This window comes from Myroides odoratus (assembly GCF_001549985.1).
In the GTDB taxonomy this organism is placed as follows: Bacteria; Bacteroidota; Bacteroidia; order Flavobacteriales; family Flavobacteriaceae; genus Flavobacterium; species Flavobacterium odoratum_A.
Window position 1 is genome coordinate 14533 of record NZ_LROZ01000024.1, and the last position, 19292, is coordinate 33824.

General features: G+C 35.4%; 15 protein-coding genes and 5 tRNA genes. 12 read left to right on the plus strand and 8 right to left on the minus strand.

The features are described 5' to 3' along the window. Positions 1-11: 11 nt before the first annotated feature. On the minus strand, positions 12-1040 hold the full coding sequence (locus AWV75_RS18925) for a hypothetical protein (protein WP_197429600.1): 1029 nt from the start codon (positions 1038-1040) through the stop codon (positions 12-14). Positions 1041-1173: 133 nt separating this feature from the next. Here AWV75_RS18925 and proS point away from each other — a divergent pair, with 133 nt between their 5' ends. From proS to AWV75_RS16880, 11 genes are all read left to right on the plus strand, one after another. Then, positions 1174-2649 (plus strand): proline--tRNA ligase, encoded by a 1476-nt coding sequence (gene proS, locus AWV75_RS16830; protein WP_060875473.1) that lies wholly within the window; start codon positions 1174-1176, stop codon positions 2647-2649. A gap of 77 nt (positions 2650-2726) precedes the next feature. After that, positions 2727-2798: transfer RNA gene (locus tag AWV75_RS16835), tRNA-Glu, on the plus strand. A 25-nt stretch (positions 2799-2823) separates the two neighbouring features. Further along, positions 2824-2895: transfer RNA gene (locus AWV75_RS16840), tRNA-Glu, on the plus strand. 32 nt (positions 2896-2927) lie between these two features. Next, a tRNA-Glu gene (locus AWV75_RS16845) sits at positions 2928-2999 on the plus strand. 31 nt (positions 3000-3030) lie between these two features. Further along, positions 3031-3102, plus strand: a tRNA-Glu gene (locus tag AWV75_RS16850). Between the two features lie 33 nt (positions 3103-3135). Beyond that, a tRNA-Glu gene (locus AWV75_RS16855) sits at positions 3136-3207 on the plus strand. 39 nt (positions 3208-3246) lie between these two features. Beyond that, positions 3247-3498 (plus strand): 30S ribosomal protein S20, encoded by a 252-nt coding sequence (gene rpsT, locus AWV75_RS16860; RefSeq protein ID WP_002987410.1) that lies wholly within the window; start codon positions 3247-3249, stop codon positions 3496-3498. Between the two features lie 114 nt (positions 3499-3612). Further along, complete coding sequence (typA, locus tag AWV75_RS16865) at positions 3613-5409, plus strand: translational GTPase TypA (RefSeq protein ID WP_060875474.1); 1797 nt, start codon at positions 3613-3615, stop codon at positions 5407-5409. 248 nt (positions 5410-5657) lie between these two features. Next, on the plus strand, positions 5658-6623 hold the full coding sequence (locus tag AWV75_RS16870) for a beta-1,6-N-acetylglucosaminyltransferase (protein WP_060875475.1): 966 nt from the start codon (positions 5658-5660) through the stop codon (positions 6621-6623). Between the two features lie 124 nt (positions 6624-6747). After that, entirely contained in the window at positions 6748-7383 is a 636-nt protein-coding gene (locus AWV75_RS16875) for a 7-carboxy-7-deazaguanine synthase QueE (protein ID WP_060875476.1), read from the plus strand. A gap of 38 nt (positions 7384-7421) precedes the next feature. Next, positions 7422-7829, plus strand: a complete 408-nt coding sequence (locus tag AWV75_RS16880) for a DUF2059 domain-containing protein (protein ID WP_060875477.1) — start codon at positions 7422-7424, stop codon at positions 7827-7829. Positions 7830-7878: 49 nt separating this feature from the next. Here the strand turns inward: AWV75_RS16880 and AWV75_RS16885 are convergent, their stop codons facing one another. Next, positions 7879-8592, minus strand: a complete 714-nt coding sequence (locus AWV75_RS16885; protein ID WP_060875478.1) for a class I SAM-dependent methyltransferase — start codon at positions 8590-8592, stop codon at positions 7879-7881. 67 nt (positions 8593-8659) lie between these two features. Between AWV75_RS16885 and AWV75_RS16890 the strand changes: the two genes are divergently transcribed. Beyond that, a complete protein-coding gene (locus AWV75_RS16890) occupies positions 8660-9157 on the plus strand; it encodes a YkgJ family cysteine cluster protein (protein WP_060875479.1) in 498 nt (165 codons plus the stop codon). Positions 9158-9163: 6 nt separating this feature from the next. Here AWV75_RS16890 and AWV75_RS16895 read toward each other — a convergent pair whose 3' ends face one another. The 6 genes from AWV75_RS16895 to AWV75_RS16920 all read right to left on the minus strand — a co-directional run bounded on the left by AWV75_RS16895 (position 9164) and on the right by AWV75_RS16920 (position 19292). Further along, positions 9164-9379, minus strand: coding sequence for a hypothetical protein (locus AWV75_RS16895; protein ID WP_060875480.1), 216 nt, complete (start codon positions 9377-9379; stop codon positions 9164-9166). A gap of 69 nt (positions 9380-9448) precedes the next feature. Further along, positions 9449-10210 (minus strand): LytR/AlgR family response regulator transcription factor, encoded by a 762-nt coding sequence (locus tag AWV75_RS16900; RefSeq protein ID WP_060875481.1) that lies wholly within the window; start codon positions 10208-10210, stop codon positions 9449-9451. Positions 10211-10324: 114 nt separating this feature from the next. Beyond that, positions 10325-11650 (minus strand): RagB/SusD family nutrient uptake outer membrane protein, encoded by a 1326-nt coding sequence (locus tag AWV75_RS16905; protein ID WP_060875482.1) that lies wholly within the window; start codon positions 11648-11650, stop codon positions 10325-10327. 12 nt (positions 11651-11662) lie between these two features. After that, positions 11663-15016, minus strand: coding sequence for a SusC/RagA family TonB-linked outer membrane protein (locus AWV75_RS16910; protein WP_060875483.1), 3354 nt, complete (start codon positions 15014-15016; stop codon positions 11663-11665). Between the two features lie 28 nt (positions 15017-15044). Beyond that, entirely contained in the window at positions 15045-17642 is a 2598-nt protein-coding gene (locus AWV75_RS16915) for a zinc-dependent metalloprotease (RefSeq protein ID WP_060875484.1), read from the minus strand. Between the two features lie 105 nt (positions 17643-17747). Then, positions 17748-19292: a histidine kinase gene (locus AWV75_RS16920; RefSeq protein WP_060875485.1), complete on the minus strand. Its 1545-nt coding sequence runs from the start codon at positions 19290-19292 to the stop codon at positions 17748-17750.

The following is a 19292-nucleotide window of genomic DNA, read 5'->3' on the forward strand; positions in this document are numbered from 1 at the left end:
GGTTAATGTAATTATCTGCGAGAACTACTACTGCTTCTGCTACTTCCTCCGCCACTGTAACTGCTTCTTGAAGCACCACTACTACCGCTGCTATAGCTGCTTCTTGAGCTACTTCCGCTGTTGTAATTACTTCGAGAACTGCTGCTGTTATAATTGCTTCTTGAGCTGCTATTGTTGTTGTAGCTTCGAGAACTGCTAGAAGAATTAGAACGACTGTAGTTGCTATTCGATGAATTAGTGTTGTATGATCTATTGTTGTAATTGCTATTTGAGTTCCCTCTCGAATAGTAACTATTGTTGTAGTTTGTATTGCTGTTGCTATAACTAGAACGACTTCTACTGTTTGTTGAGGTAGAGGTTGGTCTAGTGCCCTGATAAGTAGATCGGCTGTAATAGCTTCTTGAGTTACCACTGCTATTTAGGTTGTTTGATCGGCTATAATAGCTATTATTTCTTCCGCTATTTCCATTCGGATAGGATCTAGAATTTGAATAGGAAGATCTAGAACCTCTTGGGTAATAGTTGTTGGTGTAATAGCCATGAGAGTAATATGGAGAATAATATCCGCCATAGTACGGTGAACCCCAATAGTAGTTATTGTACCATGGTCTATAGTAGCTGTTCCATCCCCAACCAAATCCAATACTTAATCCCCAACCACCGCCATAGTAGTAAGGATCGTAGAATGGATCATAGTAACCATAGCCCCAATACGGTCTGTAATTATTGTTATAATAGTTTACTTGAATGCTAGAAGGCTCTGTTCCCCATGAACCATAACTAACTGCCTTATTCGGTATATTATTCAATATACTGTCATTTACAGGTGAATTATAGGTGTTGACATCCGTGAAATATTCCATATCTTGATTAAGAGATGCAAAATAGTTCTCATAGTAATTACCCGAATCATTACCTGCATAGGGATCAGCTTGTGTGCTTTGTCCATAAATACCATCTTGAGTGTAAGATGCATTATGGTAAGAGCCACAAGAAATAGCGAATCCTCCTAGAAGTAAGAAAAGGCTGATTCTTCTCATGCTTATTGTTTTTTGAAGAATTGTAGTCATTTTCGATGGGAATTTAATTGTTGTTAAAAACAAATTTAGTTACTTTTGTGGAATTATTATAGTTAATTAAGAGTTAAACAACTTAACTGCTAATATATTAAAAATGAGCAAGAATATTACTAAGAGAAGTGAGGACTATTCGAAGTGGTACAATGAGCTTGTAGTAAAAGCTGATTTGGCCGAAAATTCGGGAGTTCGAGGATGTATGGTTATCAAACCATATGGCTATGCGATTTGGGAGAAAATGCAAGCAGAGTTAGACAAGAAGTTCAAAGAGACTGGACATCAAAATGCGTATTTCCCCTTATTCATCCCCAAATCTTATTTTAGTAAAGAGGCGAGTCATGTGGATGGATTTGCAAAGGAATGTGCAGTAGTTACGCATTATCGCTTAAAAACAGGAGAAGACGGAAAAACAATTGAAGTAGATCCAGAAGCAAAGTTAGAGGAAGAGTTAATCGTTCGCCCTACATCAGAAACCATTATTTGGGATACGTATAGAAAGTGGATTGAATCTTATCGCGACTTACCTATTTTAGTGAATCAATGGGCTAACGTTGTACGTTGGGAGATGAGAACGCGTTTGTTCTTGAGAACTGCCGAGTTTTTATGGCAAGAAGGACATACCGCACATGCAACAGAAAAAGAAGCTGTAGCAGAGGCAGAGCAAATGTTGGATGTATATGCTGATTTTGCTGAGAATTTTATGGCTATTCCAGTTGTAAAGGGATTTAAAACAGAAAATGAGCGTTTTGCAGGTGCCATTGAAACCTATTGTATTGAAGCGTTAATGCAAGATGGTAAAGCACTACAAGCAGGAACATCGCACTTTTTAGGGCAAAACTTTGCTAAAGCATTTGATGTGAAATTTACAAGCCAAGAAGGGAAACAAGAATATGTATGGGCAACTTCATGGGGGGTGAGTACAAGATTAATGGGAGCATTAGTCATGACGCATTCTGATGATAATGGATTGGTTTTACCACCAAACTTAGCACCGATTCAAGTTGTAATTGTTCCGATTCACAAAACGGATGAGCAATTAGAAGAGATTCGTGAAGAAGTGAAGAAAGTAACAGATCAATTTAAAAAGTTGAATATTTCATTTAAGTTTGATGATCGTACGACATTCAAACCAGGATGGAAGTTTAACGAATATGAATTGAAAGGAGTGCCATTGCGTGTTGCTATTGGGCCAAAAGACTTAGAAAACGGTACATTTGAGGTAGCGCGTCGCGATACATTCACCAAAGAGATTGTAGCAAAAGACAATATCGTTACGTATGTACAAGATATGTTGGAAGAAATTCAATCCAATTTATTCAATAAAGCAAAGACATATAGAGATTCGCATATAACAGAAGCGAATTCTTTTGAGGAGTTCAAAGATTTATTAGAAAATAAAGGAGGATTTATTTCTGCGCATTGGGATGGTACAATTGAGACAGAAGAAAAGATTAAAGACCTTACAAAGGCTACAATTCGCTGTATTCCAATTGATAGAAAAGAGGAAGATGGAATTTGCATCTTAACAGGAGCGCCTTCTAAAGGAAGAGTGTTGTTTGCAAAAGCTTATTAGAAATAAAAATTTTTGTTTTTTCTCTTGCGGGTTTAAAAATATATTGTACTTTTGCATCCGCGTTAGATAAACAAAATGGTCCGTTCGTCTAGGGGTTAGGACGCCAGGTTTTCATCCTGGTAACAGGGGTTCGATTCCCCTACGGACTACAATTCTTTTGAAACTAACGCATTTGGTCCGTTCGTCTAGGGGTTAGGACGCCAGGTTTTCATCCTGGTAACAGGGGTTCGATTCCCCTACGGACTACACGTTCTTTTATAGAAATTATACCGCATTTTGGTCCGTTCGTCTAGGGGTTAGGACGCCAGGTTTTCATCCTGGTAACAGGGGTTCGATTCCCCTACGGACTACTGATTTTTTTAGAATTACAATATGCATTTTGGTCCGTTCGTCTAGGGGTTAGGACGCCAGGTTTTCATCCTGGTAACAGGGGTTCGATTCCCCTACGGACTACAAGATTCTTTCGAGAATCGCAATGGATTTTTTGGTCCGTTCGTCTAGGGGTTAGGACGCCAGGTTTTCATCCTGGTAACAGGGGTTCGATTCCCCTACGGACTACAGAAAAAAATAGTATAGACTTAATAAAATATTTAAAAAATGGCAAATCATAAGTCAGCTTTAAAAAGAATTAGAAGTAACGAAAAAAAGAGAGTATTAAACAGATATCAGCATAAAACTACACGTAACGCGATCAAAGCTTTACGTTTGATTGAAGATCAAAAAGATGCTGCTGATAAATTACCTGTAGTTGTTGCAATGATTGATAAATTAGCTAAGAAAAATATCATTCATGCAAACAAAGCTTCTAATTTAAAATCTAAATTAACAAAACACGTTGCTGCTTTATAAGAAGCAATAGGTTGTGTTTATAGAAGACATACACTAAGCTCTCAATTCCATGAGGGCTTTTTTTGTTTATACTATACATTTCAATGAATACTAATATAATTTTAAAATCCTTTTATGACACAAATTAGGAATATTGCAATTATCGCACACGTTGACCATGGTAAGACTACAATGGTTGATAAGATATTACACCACTGTCAGTTATTTCGTGAAAATGAAACTTCTGGAGAGTTGATTTTAGATAACGAGGATATCGAAAGAGAAAGAGGAATTACAATCGTTTCAAAAAACGTATCTGTAAGTTATAAAGGAACTAAAATTAATATTATCGATACTCCAGGACACGCGGATTTTGGTGGAGAAGTAGAGCGTGTATTGAATATGGCTGATGGTGTTCTTTTAATTGTAGATGCTTTTGAAGGACCAATGCCACAAACTCGATTTGTACTACAAAAAGCAATTAGCTTAGGGTTAAAACCATGTGTAGTAATCAATAAAGTTGACAAAGAAAACTGTACACCAGAAGAAGTACACGAAAAAGTATTCGACTTAATGTTCGAATTAGGTGCTGAAGAATGGCAAATGGATTTCCCTGCAGTTTATGGTTCAGCTAAAAACAACTGGATGTCTACAGATTGGAAACAGCAAACAGATTCTTTTGAACCATTATTAGATATGGTTTTAGAGCATATCCCTGCTGCTGAAGTAAGAGAAGGTTCTCCACAAATGTTGATTACTTCATTGGATTATTCAACGTTTACAGGACGTATCGCTATTGGTCGTTTACACCGTGGAATCTTAAAAGAAGGAATGAATATTTCTTTAATTAAGAGAGATGGTAAAATCGTAAAATCTAAAATTAAAGAATTACATACATTCGAAGGTTTAGGTCGTAAAAAAGTTAGTGAAGTATATGCTGGTGATATTTGTGCGGTTGTAGGAATCGAAGGATTTGAGATTGGAGATGTTATTGCTGATTTCGAAAATCCAGAAGCATTGCCAACTATCACAATTGATGAGCCAACAATGAGTATGTTATTCACAATTAACGACTCTCCATTCTTTGGTAAAGAAGGTAAATATGTTACTTCTCGTCACATTAAGGATCGTTTAAATAAAGAATTAGAGAAAAACTTAGCGTTGCGTGTGAACGAAACGGATAGTGCGGATAAATTTATGGTATTCGGACGTGGTGTATTACACTTATCTGTTTTGATTGAAACAATGCGTCGTGAAGGATATGAACTTCAAATTGGTCAACCACAAGTAATCATCAAAGAAATTGATGGTGTAAAATGTGAGCCAATAGAGGAGTTAACAATTGATATTCCAGAGAACTTATCAGGACGTGGAGTAGAATATGTGACTTTGAAAAAAGGAGAAATGTTAAGTATGGAACCAAAAGGGGACCGTATGATCATCAAATTCTTAGTGCCTTCTAGAGGTATTATTGGTTTGAGAAATCAATTGTTAACAGCAACAGCTGGTGAGGCAATTATGTCACACCGTTTCTTAGAATATCAACCATACAAAGGAGAAATCGCTGGTCGTATCAATGGTTCGTTAATCTCTATGGAAAATGGAAAAGCAATTCCTTATTCTATTGATAAATTACAAGATCGCGGTAAGTTCTTCGTTGATCCTAACGAAGATATTTACGAAGGTCAAGTTATCGGTGAAAACTCTCGTGGAGATGATATGACAGTAAACGTTACAAAAACGAAAAAGTTAACAAACGTTCGTGCATCTGGATCAGATGATAAAGCAAAAATTGTTCCTGCAATTAAATTCTCATTAGAGGAAGCTTTAGAGTACATTCAAAAAGACGAATACGTTGAGGTAACACCAAAATCACTTCGTTTAAGAAAAATTTTCTTAAAAGAAACAGATCGTAAGAGAAATAAAATCTAAGCGTTTAATCGTTTTTTGATACTAAAATCCAGAGGAACAATTCCTCTGGATTTTTTTTTGCAGCATTAGAAACCAATAAAATAACTGTGCATTCTTTTTAAGTGAATAAGTATTTTATTGTATGTCTACCTGATTGCTTTTTGTTATTTATACTTGAATGTTGTTTGTTTTTTAACAAAAAATTAATATATACCTAATGTAGATGTTGCGGTAAAAAACGTTATTTGTGGAATGTAAATTTTAGTTTCTTGAATAATCTACTAAATCAGAGGGAGAATTTGAATGTGTTTTATATTGTTCAAGCCCATACAAATCCTGAACAACTTAAACGACTCATTGATCGTTTATATGCGCCGAATGTTCGTTTTCTTGTTCACATTGATTTGAAAAGTGATCTTACTCTTTTCCAATCAGCTTGTGAGGGAGATTATATTCGATTTATTGACAATCGAGTGAATTGCATATGGGGTGATTTTTCACAAGTTCAAGCTACTTTAAATCTTATTCAGGGGTTGGCTGAGTATCAACCTTCACCTTTTGATCGTGTAGTACTTATTAGTGGTCAAGATTATCCACTTCAATCAGCTGCTGCTATTCAGACCTTTTATGAAGAACATCAAGCGGTCGATTTTATTGAAAAGTTTGTTGCGCAAGAAGTACACCCTCGTCCCTACCTTAATTTTAGAGGATTTAAAGTGAATAAAAGCGATAAAAGAGGAGCGTATGTTATTTTCAAAAAGCATAAAATATCCGGTTTGTATAAGTCTATTTTTAAAGGATGCTTTAAGTTTTCGTATGTAAAGTATTTATTTACACAAAAGGAATTAGACCCCTCCATCGTTTTTTATAAAGGATCTTCTTGGTGGGCATTAAGGTATGATACTTTAGAGAAAATCATGACCTTGTATCAAGAAAACTACGAGGAATACTATTATTTTTTTAAGACCAGTTTTTGTGCAGATGAATATTTTTTTCAGACACTCTTAACCGAGGTAATGAAAAAGGATCCTGTTATTCAAGTTGAGGGCGTTTTGACTTTTGTCGATTGGGATAGAAAAGGAGTGCCTTTACCTGTTACTTTTTCTATGGAAGATTGTGAACTTTTACAACAAGCTGCACATAAAGGTTATTTATATGCTAGGAAGTTTAATCCCCAACTAGATGCACAAATTCTAACTTGGCTAGATCAGGAATTATTGATTGATAAAAGGTAAAGCTAAGAAGAAGACTTGTGGAATAAGTGTTTAGAAAAAGGGAGATTCATGTTTTTACCTTATCTTTGCAGCGTAATTTTATTTTTGAAAAATAAAGATTACTAGTAAAAATAATTAGTTTAATATGATACAGGAAAACCTAGAAAATAAGGCATTAGAAGAAGGACGCGTATTGCCTTTGATGGAACAGTTTTACACGATTCAAGGGGAAGGTTTTTATTCGGGTCATGCGGCTTATTTTATTCGTTTAGGAGGATGTGATGTGGGGTGCCATTGGTGTGATGTGAAAGAAAGTTGGGATGCTGAATTACATCCATTGACAGCAGTTGAAAAAATCGTTTCTGATGCATCAGCTGTAGCTAATTTAGCTGTTATTACAGGAGGTGAGCCTTTGATGTATAACTTAGATTATCTAACGAAAAAATTAAAAGAAGCAGGCTTAAAAACCAATATAGAAACTTCAGGTGCTTACGAAATGTCAGGCGATTTTGACTGGGTTTGCTTGTCTCCAAAGAAAGCGAAACTTCCGACAGCTAGTGCTTATGCTGCTGCGAATGAATTAAAAGTAGTGATTTACAACAAACACGATTTTATTTTTGCAGAAGAACAAGCCGCTAAAGTCAATAAAGATGCTTTGCTTTTGTTGCAAACTGAATGGAGTAAACGCGCGGTAATGATGCCTTTGATTATTGAATATGTCAAGCGAAATCCACAGTGGAAAATTTCATTACAAACGCATAAATACTTGGATATTCCTTAACATAGCTTTATATTTACTCCTCCAAAAGAATAATAATTATGAAAAAAATTGTAATCGTAGCTGCATTTATGTTAGCGGGACATTTCGGTTTTGCGCAGGATGCTGCTTACAAAGCGGATGCTGAGAAATATATGGAAGTTAGTGGACAAATGAAAGCTTTTGACTATATGACAGAAGATATCATCCAAAATATTCCAGAAGCAAAAAGAGGGGAATTTAAAAAAGAATTCGATGTAAGTTTGAAAGAGTTCAAATCAAACATGGCCGATATTTACGTTCAAGAGTTTACACATAATGAAATCAAAGAATTGATTAAATTATATGAAACGCCAGTTGGAAAAAAATTATACGAAAAAAATAAAGTTTTGTATGATAAAGGACAACAAGTTGGAATGGAATGGGGCGCTAGCATTCAATCCATCATGATGAAATACATGGAAATGTAAATCAAGATACAAAAAAAGCCTAAGCATATTGCTTAGGCTTTTTTTGTACTTAACGGTTAACCGTGAGTCGAGCAAGGTAATCAAAATTCTCTCCCTCGTATAGGATTTCGCAATTTAAACCACAACCATGTGCGGCGTTCTGCAGCGTATTATAGTCTAAATAGAGCCAAGGGAAGGCATCTTCTGTTTCTCCTTTATATTCCACGCTGAAAACTAATTCTCCATAATAATCTTTATTATCCATCGGAATCCATTTTCCACCGTCTTCATCTTCATCGAACATATAGATTAAATCGGAACTGTCAATTAAAATTTGCCCACCAGTAGCTAATAAGGTTTTTAGATGCTTTAAATAGGTAGTGATGTGAATCAATCTACCAAAAATTCCCGTTCCATTCATCAAGAGTAGAATGGTGTCGTATTGTTCATTCTTGATGTCCAAAATATTGGCCGTTTTAGTGTTTTTTACGCCTCTCAATTGACAGGCCTCAATGGCTTTGGGTGAAATATCAATAGCCGTAACATCTAAATTGTTGTCTTGTAAATAAAGCGCATGTGAACCTGCACCACAGCCTACATCTAAAATTTTTCCCTTACTTTTTTTCAAGGCAATTTGCTCCAATTCAGGCATGTCCTTATAGGAGCGAAACCAATAGGAAACTTCCATTTCCTCTGCTTCCGATATATCTGTTTCTGTGAGAATTACTGCTGGTTCTTTCGTGATTTGATACTCTAATATTGCTTGGCCAATAAGGTCTTTCATTTTTTTGTTGATTTTTGATCTATAAAAAAGGGAGTTGTTGTAATTTTGTCCTTCAAAATATAGAGGAATGGATAAAATACTGCAACAGCTTCCAAAGTTAGCCAAAGATAAGCATAATGAGAACAAAAAATATTTGGCAAAGCTACAAAAGAAAGCACCGAAAGATCTGGATTATCAAATGCAAGAAATCCACAATGCAGTATTTAAAAAGACAGACTGTTTATCTTGTGCCAATTGTTGTAAGACAACGGGACCTTTATTTACTAGTGCAGATATTGAGCGAATCAGCAAGCATTTGCGTCTCAAACCCCAACAATTTATCGACCAATATTTGAAAATTGACGAAGATAATGACTATGTTTTGCAACAAGTGCCTTGTACTTTTTTGGATGCAGAAAACTATTGTATAATTTACGATGTGCGTCCTAAGGCATGCAGAGAATATCCTCATACAGATCGCAAGAAGTTTCAGCAAATTGCCAATCTAACCTTAGAGAATGTAGCTATTTGTCCAGCTGCTTATGAAGTAGTGGAACAAATGAAAAAGAAAATTATGGTAAAATAGGAAGGATTAAATGAAGAAATGATCCTCGTCTGAATCGTCAAAAAGGGTAGAAGCTTCTTCTGTAAGGTCTTCAATTTTTGCTGAGAAATAGTCGATAATATCTAAAACGACTTCTTTTATTTTTTCAAAAATGCTCCATGCATCGTCTAAATAATCTTTGATTAATTGAAAGAAGTCAAGAATTCCATCGATTAAATTCACTATATATTCTCCTAAGTTCATAACACAGTTTGTATTAGTTTTACTCAAATGTAAGTAAAAAAAACAAGGTGAAGTGCGATGAATTGCAATTTAACTCAACCAATCTTTCAATAAGGGAATGTGTGCTTTGCTAACGAAAATAGGGTATTGGTCGTCACTTTGTACGTTTAAAACCAGTTCTATTTTCTGGCTTGTATGGCGAATAACTTCTTTGATTGCGTGGATATTGACAATAAAACTGCGATTAATTTTAAAGAAAGTTTTAGCATCTAATTTGTCAATGACATCTTTAATAGTATCGTCATAAATGAAGCGTTCCTCTTGAAAGGTATGTAAAAATAAATGTTTACCAGAAGCAAATAAATAAGCTATTTCTGGGGTTTCTATTGATTTTAATCGGTGTCCATCGTGAATTAAAAAACGATCTTTAAGTTTATTATTCGCTGTTTCTGCGTTTTCCTGTTTAGGAAGTTGTTCTTCTTGTAAACGCTTGGTAATGGTTACATATTTGAGGAGCACCTCGTCTAGTGCATATTTATCAAAAGGCTTGAGTATATATCCTATAGCAAATTGTTTGAAGGCTTCAATGGCGTAGTTATCATAAGCTGTAATAAAAACAACTGGGCTTTTAACTGCAATTTTATCAAAGATTTCTAAACTTTTTCCATCGCCTAAGTGAATATCCATGAAGATAAGATCAACGGTATGTTGAAAAAAGAAAGTCGTCGCTTCTTTGATAGAAGAAAGCATGACAATATCATGAACCGCAACAGGAAGGATGTCTTGGGTAAGTAATAATTTCTTTAGATAATTTGCTGCTAGAGCTTCATCTTCAACTATGGCTATACGCACTTTTTTTTGGTAAAAGTACTAAAAAGTTAGCCGTTCTAAAAATGAGATTTTTTTCGGTGAAGATAGACCATAAAAAAAGCTACCATTTCTGGTAGCTTTTTGCAGTGTCACCGGCTATAAATTTGGGTTGTTTTCTCTTGCTTTTCGTGGGAAAGGCAACGTATAACGCGGATCGTTTTGTTGTAGTGTAAATTCTTCGTTACCTAGTTTGTGAACAATTTTCTTTTGATCTAATCTTCTCAAGTCAAACCAACGTTGACCTTCAAAGGCAAACTCTCTGAAACGCTCTTCTAGGATATATTTTTTGTATGCTGTTTGGTCGAACGATTTTAGTTGTTCAAGGACAGCAGTTGCAGCTTCCGCTTTGTAACGATTTTCGATAATCGGCTGAAGGGTTGCTGTTGCTTGATCTAATTGATTTAAGAAGATATAAGCTTCCGCTTTGATGAAGTATAACTCAGCTGTTCGGAAGGAAATTTTAGTATCTCCATTTCCTGTTTTAACCAAGACTAGATTACCATTTAAATCATCAAAAGAAGAAGTATATCGAAGATCGTTTACTTGATCATAACTTGCTTTTAATTCTTCAGAGGCAAAAACAAATGATTTATATGATGTTTTAAATACATCTTCTAAATTCATAATTGATTCTACGGATTTGAAGTGAGCAACAGATTCCTTGGTATCTGCATTTAAGTTTTGTAGTGTATTTTTGATTGCTAATGCACTTTGAGCACTCAAAATTGCAGCTTCAAATTTCTTTTGGTATAGATTTACACGTGCTTCTAAAGCAAAAAGAGCTAACTTAGAAAAACGGTAATTTGCGCCCGCATCATAAGTCATTACTTTTAATTTTGCTTTAGCAGCATCGATATCCAAATGAATTTGGTTGTATACTTCTGCTACGGTTGATTTAGGTCTTTTATTATCTAAATCTACTTCGTTTAAGATGACAATACCTGGTTCTGTCGCAGCCGTAGCTGGATCAAACGGCTTAGCAAAGAAGTTTACTAAATCGAAATATGCCATAGCACGTAGCGCATGAGCCTCACCTAATAATTGCTCTTTCGCATCGCCCGTTTGCATTGTCCCTGTACCATCGTTAATGGTTTGGTTGGCATAGAAAATAACTTTGTATAAGTCTTGGTACCCATACTCTCTTGTACCATCACTTGGACTTTGATCATTGTATACAAATACATCACGAATTTCAGCAAAGTCACTGTTGTCCATTACTGGTACTTGAACTTCATCTGTTCGTATGGTCGTTAGAGCCTTGTGACGAGGGTATGCAAAGTAAGCAGATGTCATTAATTTTCTATAATCATCTGTTGTTTTTGGAATAATTTTTCCTTCTGGTTCAATATCTAAGAACTTATCACAACTTATTGTTGATAAAGCTAAAGTTAGACATCCGATTATTAAAACTAATTTTTTCATGATACTCAAAGATTAGAAGGTTATGTTTAATCCTAAAGAGAATGATCTTTGGATTGGTTGTGCGTAAATGTTTCCATACGTTTCTGGATCAAAGTACCCTTTGTAATCAGTTCCAAATACAAATAGGTTTCTTCCTTCAACAGTAAAACGCACATTTTCTAAACGCAATTTATCTAATACTGCTCTTGGTAAAGTATAGCCTAAACGCAAGCTACTAATACGAATATAACTAGTTTCTTTTGTCCAAATATCTAGATAGTTGTAATAGTTAATAGGTGCTCCACCGTAATCAAACCATTTTGTCAACATCCAGTTGTCTGTTCCATCATACGCGTCATTTCCAGTTAATCCTGGTAAAGTTCCTCCAGTATTGATCGGAGTCCACATGTCTAATACTTCTTTAGTATAGTTTCTTCCTGGGTCAACTAAAGCTGAATTATAAGAAGGTGTACGTGTTACCATCTGTTTTAAGTTGAACGCAGCAGAAATAGTGAAGTCAAAATTGTTGATTTTGAATGTATTGATGATACCTCCAGTAAATTTAGGGTCTCTATCTCCAGCATAAGTAAACAATTCTCTTGATTGTTCAGGTGTCAATTTAGAGTCAACCATATAACCTGGCATAATTTCTTCCCAAGAATCATATAATTGGAAAAACTCTTTAGCCGATACTTTTTCTCCATCTTGCCAGAATAAAATATTTCCTTTTTCATCTAACCCTGCAGTTTTCAATACAAAAGCAGAGTTTACAGCATGTCCTTCTCTTGATGGTAAATATTCTCCATCATTTACTTGGATACGATCAACTCTACTCTTGTTGTGTGCAAAGTTGAACGTTGTACTCCATGAGAAGTTGGGGCGTACAATATTTCTGGTAGTCAATGAAATTTCATATCCTTTGTTGGTTACTTGTGCCCAGTTCATATTGGTAAACTCAAAACCTGTTTCAAAAGGCAAAGCACGTAATCCAATTAAGTCTGTACTTTTTCTATTGTATGCATCAAATTCAATGGCAATTCTATTATTGAATAAACCTAAGTCAAAACCAACGTTTGTATTCGTAGTTTTTTCCCATCTCAATGTACCATTTGGCAAGTTATTTACCTGAATTGTACTTTCTGGATAACCAGGTAAGATAGAAGAAGTACTATATTCCCCAATTACGAAAGGAGAAGTTGTACGATCCACATTTCCTTGTAAACCATAAGAAGCACGTAGACGTAAATTGCTGATGAAATCAACATTCTCCATGAACTTCTCATTGGATGCTAACCATGAACCTGAAATAGCCCATAAAGGTAAATATCTATATTTAGGATCTACACCAAATAGGTTGGAACCATCGTAACGTACACTTCCAAATACAGTATATTTTCTATCATACGTATAAGAAGCTGTAGCGAAGAAAGAAGCATAGGCATCTTCTCCTTTTGTTCTTCTATATGTCTCGTATTTCTTTTGTGTTGCTTCAGAATTTCCTTGAGGGAATAAGATCGGTTTTGTTGTTAAGGTTAACGGATCATAACCAAAGCCTTTTGATTTGATTTGTTTTCTTTCTTCTTTTCTGATTTCCATACCCGCCATTACATCAATTTCGTGTAGATCATTGATGATGGTGTTGTACATGGCTTGGGTTTTCCAGTTGTATTGGAAGTATTTATCGGTAAAGTTTTCAATAATTCCACCATCAGGTAAGAAGTATTTGAATTCTTTTGCAGAACTGTCATAATATCTTGTACCTTCTCTAAATTTACGCGTGTTATACGTTTCTTGACCTAAGTATTTTTCCGTATCACTATTGTCAATTTGTAAACCCAATTGAGAGGTTAATTTTAAGTCATCTAAAATTTGATAGTTCAAATCAAAAATAGCTTTCAATGACTGGTTTTTTAATTCGTAGCTTGTATTTTGTCTTTCTTCTAAGAAGTTGAAAGGAATATAAGCGTCTCCAAAACCATTGATATCTGGATCATATTGAAAGCTTCCATCCTCATTGTAAGGTTTTAAATAAGGATTGGCATTTCTTGAGTAGTTTGCGGGATTCACGCTTGCGTCAGCATCTGCAATGAAATTGGTTTTATTGGATTGTGTTCCAAATAAAGCTATACCAGCGGTTAGTTTGTCTGTCAAGTGAAAGTTGTTTTTCAACGTAATATTGTAACGTTCAAATCCAGTTCCAATCGTTGCTCCTTCTTCATCGTAGTATCCTAGGGAGAAGTAGTAATCCGAAAGATCACCTCCACCCGATAAACTTAATCCATATTGTTTGTTGAAGGTAGGACGGTATAATTCTTTCCCCCAATCTGTATCTACTAATCTCAATCGATTAATAGCATTTTGACTTTCTTGAGATAAAGAGCCAAATCCTCCGTTTCTATAAGCGTCTAATTCGTTGTTTCTATTTAAAATACGCGCAACTTCTCCTTGACGTGAGCGAGCATTATCGATATCTGAACGTCCTGCAAGCATCAATTCTAAATCTACTTTTTCAGAAGCATTCATCAAGTTTAACTTAGAGAATTGAGGGCGCTCATTTACGAAAGTATTGGCTGTAAAGTTTACTTTCATCGCCCCTTTCTTTCCTTTTTTCGTTGTAATTACAATTACTCCATTTGCCGCTCTTGCTCCGTAGATAGCAGTAGCAGAAGCATCTTTAAGGATGGTAATGTCTAAGATATCATCTGGGTTTAAACCTGCGATAGAAAAGTTTTGTAATTGATCGATATTATCTTTATCGTTAAAGTTAGGTACATTGTTTCCTTCTAAAGGCATTCCATCAATTACCCATAATGGATCTTGTGGTCCGTTTAAAGAAGCTGTACCACGAATTCTAATCTTAGCTGGCCCACCGGGTGCTCCTGTTGGTGTAGTAACAGCAACCCCTGCAATTTGACCGGCTAACATTTGATCCACACTGGCAACTCCTGTTTGTTCAATATCAGCCATGCTAATTTGAGCAACAGAAGAAGTTAATTTACGTTTTTCAATCGTTTGGTAACCTGTAATAACCACTTCATTTAAGATGTTTTCATCTGTTCCTAAAGCAACACTATAATGTGTTTTAGTGGTTAAATTGATTAATTTAGAAGCATAGCCAATAAAGCTTACGCGAATGGCTTTTGTTTCTTTTGGAACATCAAGGGTAAAATTACCATCGAAATCAGTCATTGTTCCAATACTTGTACTTTCAATGATTCCTTTCTGCCCCGTTTCTGTTGATACACTTTGTGTTTCAACAATAACAGATGCTCCAGGTAATCCTGATTTGTCGCTTGCATCTTGAACAAAACCTGTGATCGTTCTTTTCTCTTGTGCTAGAACAAGAGTTAGGGTAAAGAACGAAAATAAAAGAAATAGTTTTTTCATTTTCTTGAATATGTAAGGCTGTTAGTTTTTAAATACCTAATGCTTGATTAATTCTGTTTGCTAAATCAGCATAGTGTGCTCTTGTCGCTGCATCACCTGATTTTGCTTTTTTGTGAACAAGTTTTTGAATAGCGAATAATTCACCTTTCTTGTAACTTGTAACCTCTGAAACGCGTTTCATTACGGTATAGTTGATGTTGCGCAACTGATCGTCGTTCAACGAAACTCTACATAAGGTTGGCATTTGTAAAGATTGGTCAAGAATTAATCCTTTTTTGTTTGTTTTTTCAAATAGTTTGTTCACATCAATAATTAGCGCATCTACGTAATTCTTCTGTGTCATTCGCTCTAAAATTGACAGTGATTTCCCTTTTTTAGTAGGAGCAAAGATCTCACTTCTCAATTGATTGAATAGCTCTTGAACAGTATAGACTTTTTCACCTTGCGTTTGCGTTTGTAAGGCTTCACCTTCTAACAAACGAAGTAGGCGTTCATCCATTAACATATGGTAAATTGCTGTATACTGTAATTCTCTTGCCAAAGAGTAGGGGGAATATTCATATGGACCAACCGGAGAATCTTTTAAGCTGTACGTTTTTTCATTGATGTCATTGAAAAATAACCAGTTTGGAATGGTAAGCACATGTTTGCTCAAATATTCAACGGCTCTTTTCTGTGTTTCGTAAGGCACGGGTTGATATGCTTTTTTGTTGTTTCCATATACAGCATGATCTAAATAAACACCACCAATGTTCGACAAAACATGTTGATTATACATTTGCCATTGTCCAATAGCACCCATGTATAATTTTCCAGCTTCATAATAATCTTCTCCTTGGTCATAGGTCCATGGAATAATATTATCTACTACTATTTTTAAATTTTTTAAACCATATTCACTTGCTTTCATTGCATCGTTTCCTAAATCTTCTGATTGAGATCGTGGATCGACAATGTTCAAGTAGCTTTGTTGTTCTCCGTAAAAATACATCGGATCATCTTGATGATCTTCAATCATTTTACGCAACGCTTTTTTCTCTTCTTCTTGTGTTGGGTACCAACGGTATCCCCATTCAATCGCATACTTATCGTATAAACCAATTTGAGGAGTGATAGCCGTTACTTTATCTTCTGGTTGAGCTACATAATTATAACGAGCATAATCCATAATAGAAGGAGCAGTTCCCCCCATTTGATCCGTAAATGTCTTAGAACGCAGTGAATCTACAGGAAAAGCAAATGAAGCCCCCATATTGTGTTTCAATCCGAAGGTATGTCCAACTTCATGAGAAGAAACAAAGCGTATGGCATCTCCCATATGGTCATCGCTAAATTTATTTGCTCTTGCTTTTGCATCTATTGGTCCAGTTTGAATACGCATCCAGCTGTGAACCGAGGTCATTACGTTGTGCCACCAAATAATATCTGATTCAATAATCTCTCCACTACGTGGATCAATAACTGATGGTCCCATTGCATTTGATTTTGGTGATGCTGCATAGGTAATTACAGAATAACGCACATCATCTACATCAAAATCTTTGTCTTCTGCTGTAGGTTCTTTTGCCAGAATTGCATTTTTGAATCCTGCTTGCTCAAAAGCAACTTGCCAATCGTGAACACCCGCAATAATTTTTTCTCGCCACTGAGGAGGAGTTGCTGGGTCAATATAATATACAATTGGTTTTTTAGGTTCTACTAATTCTCCACGAAGGTAGCGCTCTATATCTTCCTCTTTAGGTTCCATTCTCCATTTGGTGATGAATTCCTTTTCGTCCATTTTGTGCTGAGCATCGCTGAAATACCAATGTTTTTCTGTAAAGAATCCCACGCGTTTATCTGCAATTCTCGGTTGCATCGGTTCTTTAGACAAAAGTACAATATTCGTCGTAACACCCATAGAAACAGGTACATCACCCGAACCTTCGTTTACAGTCGTTGTCATCATTGACTTTACCACAATATTCTCAGGGAATGTTTTGATTCCTTCGATATATGATAAATTCGTTTTAATGGAAGTAGGTAAACTTAATCCCGATAAAACATCATTGAAACTCTTTTGATTTCCATCAAAAACTTTGTTTACCTTAATAACAGTTGCTGTAGAATCTGGATTCTGTGTTTCAATATCAAAAACCTCTAAAACTGATTCAATAAAGTTATCTGTAACAGATCGCGTAATCGCATCTTCTTTTGGTGAAGATACACGAGGCGTTTCGGTCTTTACCCAAATTTTATTTGCTACGGTGTCTTTGTGAAACGTAATTAATTTGTTCTCATAGTTCATCCCCTTATTCGCCCCAGCATCATTAATCTCTAATGGCACTTGTGAAAGTTTGTTTACCAACAAAAACTGACGGTTTAATAAACTATCCGGTATTTCAAAATAAACATCCGTTTTGACTTGAATAACATTAAATAGTCCTTTGGTGTAAGTTCCCTTTTTTATTAAATCAGCGTAATTGTTCTCTTTCGTATCAGTAGAGTCTTTTTCTTTGTCTTTTCCCTTCTCTGCTTTCTTTTCAGTCTTCTTGTCTTTGGCATATAACAAGCCTGTTGGCGTTTGTGTCAAACAACCCAGTAATGCTAAAGTACTGATACTTAGTTTAACCGTGTTTCGATTCATTACAATGTTAAGTTTAAGTTAAGTAAGGGATAAAGCTAAAGCAGTTCTCGTTAAACTTAAAATTTTCAGGAGTGAGTGGATTTATTTCGGGAGTGAATGGATATTTTAACAATTGAGCAAAGGAAATACACAAATAAAAGTCTCGTTTTGTGAATAGGCTTGGTACGCTTGCACTTGATAATATTGGTAAATCGAGGCAATATAAAATAAGCCAAACCCTTCACTTTCTTCTTTTTGCTCTTTGAGTTGGATATTATTCACAACGGTTGCAGACTCATTGGTCAATATAATTTGAATAGACAAAGGCGCATCTAAAGTCGCAATATTGTGTTTCATTGCATTTTCCACTGCAATTTGTAGAGCGAGATAAGGAAGTTTCGTTTTTGTAGGCGCTTGACGTTTATCTAGTACTTCAAAGTGAAGCTCTTTGGGAAAACGAATGCTTTGTAAGGCAATATATTGTTCAATAAATTTTAGCTCCTGATCCAATTCGACTAAATTACTGGCAGGGGATTGAATGAGGTAACGATACGTATTGCTCAAATTTAAAGTGAACTTTTGTGCCTGTTCACTATCAAGCATAATCAGCATATAGAGCGAATGGAGTGAGTTGAAAAGAAAATGAGGATTAATTTGATTTTTCAATTGTTTCAACTGCATCAAGGCCTTTTCTTTATTTAACTTCTCTTGTTCTACCGCAAGTTTCTCTTTCTCTCTATAGGCACGTTTACTCTCTTGATTGAAAAAATAAAGCAAAAGTAAAATGATAGAAATTGAACTGATAAAAATTAAATAGGTATTGCGCTTCAAGGGAATTACATTTTCATCGACATTGACTTTGGGAAAGTTAATGCTGATGTATCCTTTAAATGTTTCCGAATTAAAAGCAGTGAAAAAGCGATATACTTCGAGTTGTAAAAACTCAGATTGAACTACTTTAGGTGTGGATTTATTATCCTTATTTGCTGTAGTATCTTGACTCGTTGTAGAAGAAACTTCAAAGATGTTTTTTCCAACTAAATCCAATTCAGGGTGATAAATACAAGTACCATCTGTAGCAAAAATATAGGCGTAGTTAGGCGTTGTAATATCTATTGTGGTCAAGTGTTTGTGTAATTCCTTTAAATCAAAGATAAACCCCGTTAAGATTCGCTTATTTTCTCGTTGTATACTATTCCAACATATCCAATATAAATTACCATTGATACGGACAAAATGATTGACTTTCGTTTCGTTTTTATTTTGAATCAATTCTTGTATAAGGGGTTGGTCAATAGGTAATAAGGAGGTAGTGGTGAGGTTATGCTCTTCGATATGTTGAGCAGAATCAACAACAACATACCAATTATAACTAGGGATGTTGTGATAATGCTGTAATTCGTTGATGACTTCGTATTTGGAATCGAGCTGACCAAAAGGAGTTTGTTGTGCAACATCCGTTAACATGGTCAGTTGCGTATCAATCATTTTAAACTCTTCTTCTAAGGCATTTTTGCGATGGTTGAAGCTTTTTTTGATGATATCTTGATACGTTTCTTCGTAGCTGCTGTTGATGGAAATACTTAGAAATAACATAGCGATTGAAGTAATACTTACAATGGCGATAGCTATACTAAGGAGTGTTCTACGAGAAAACAGCAGTTGTTTCAT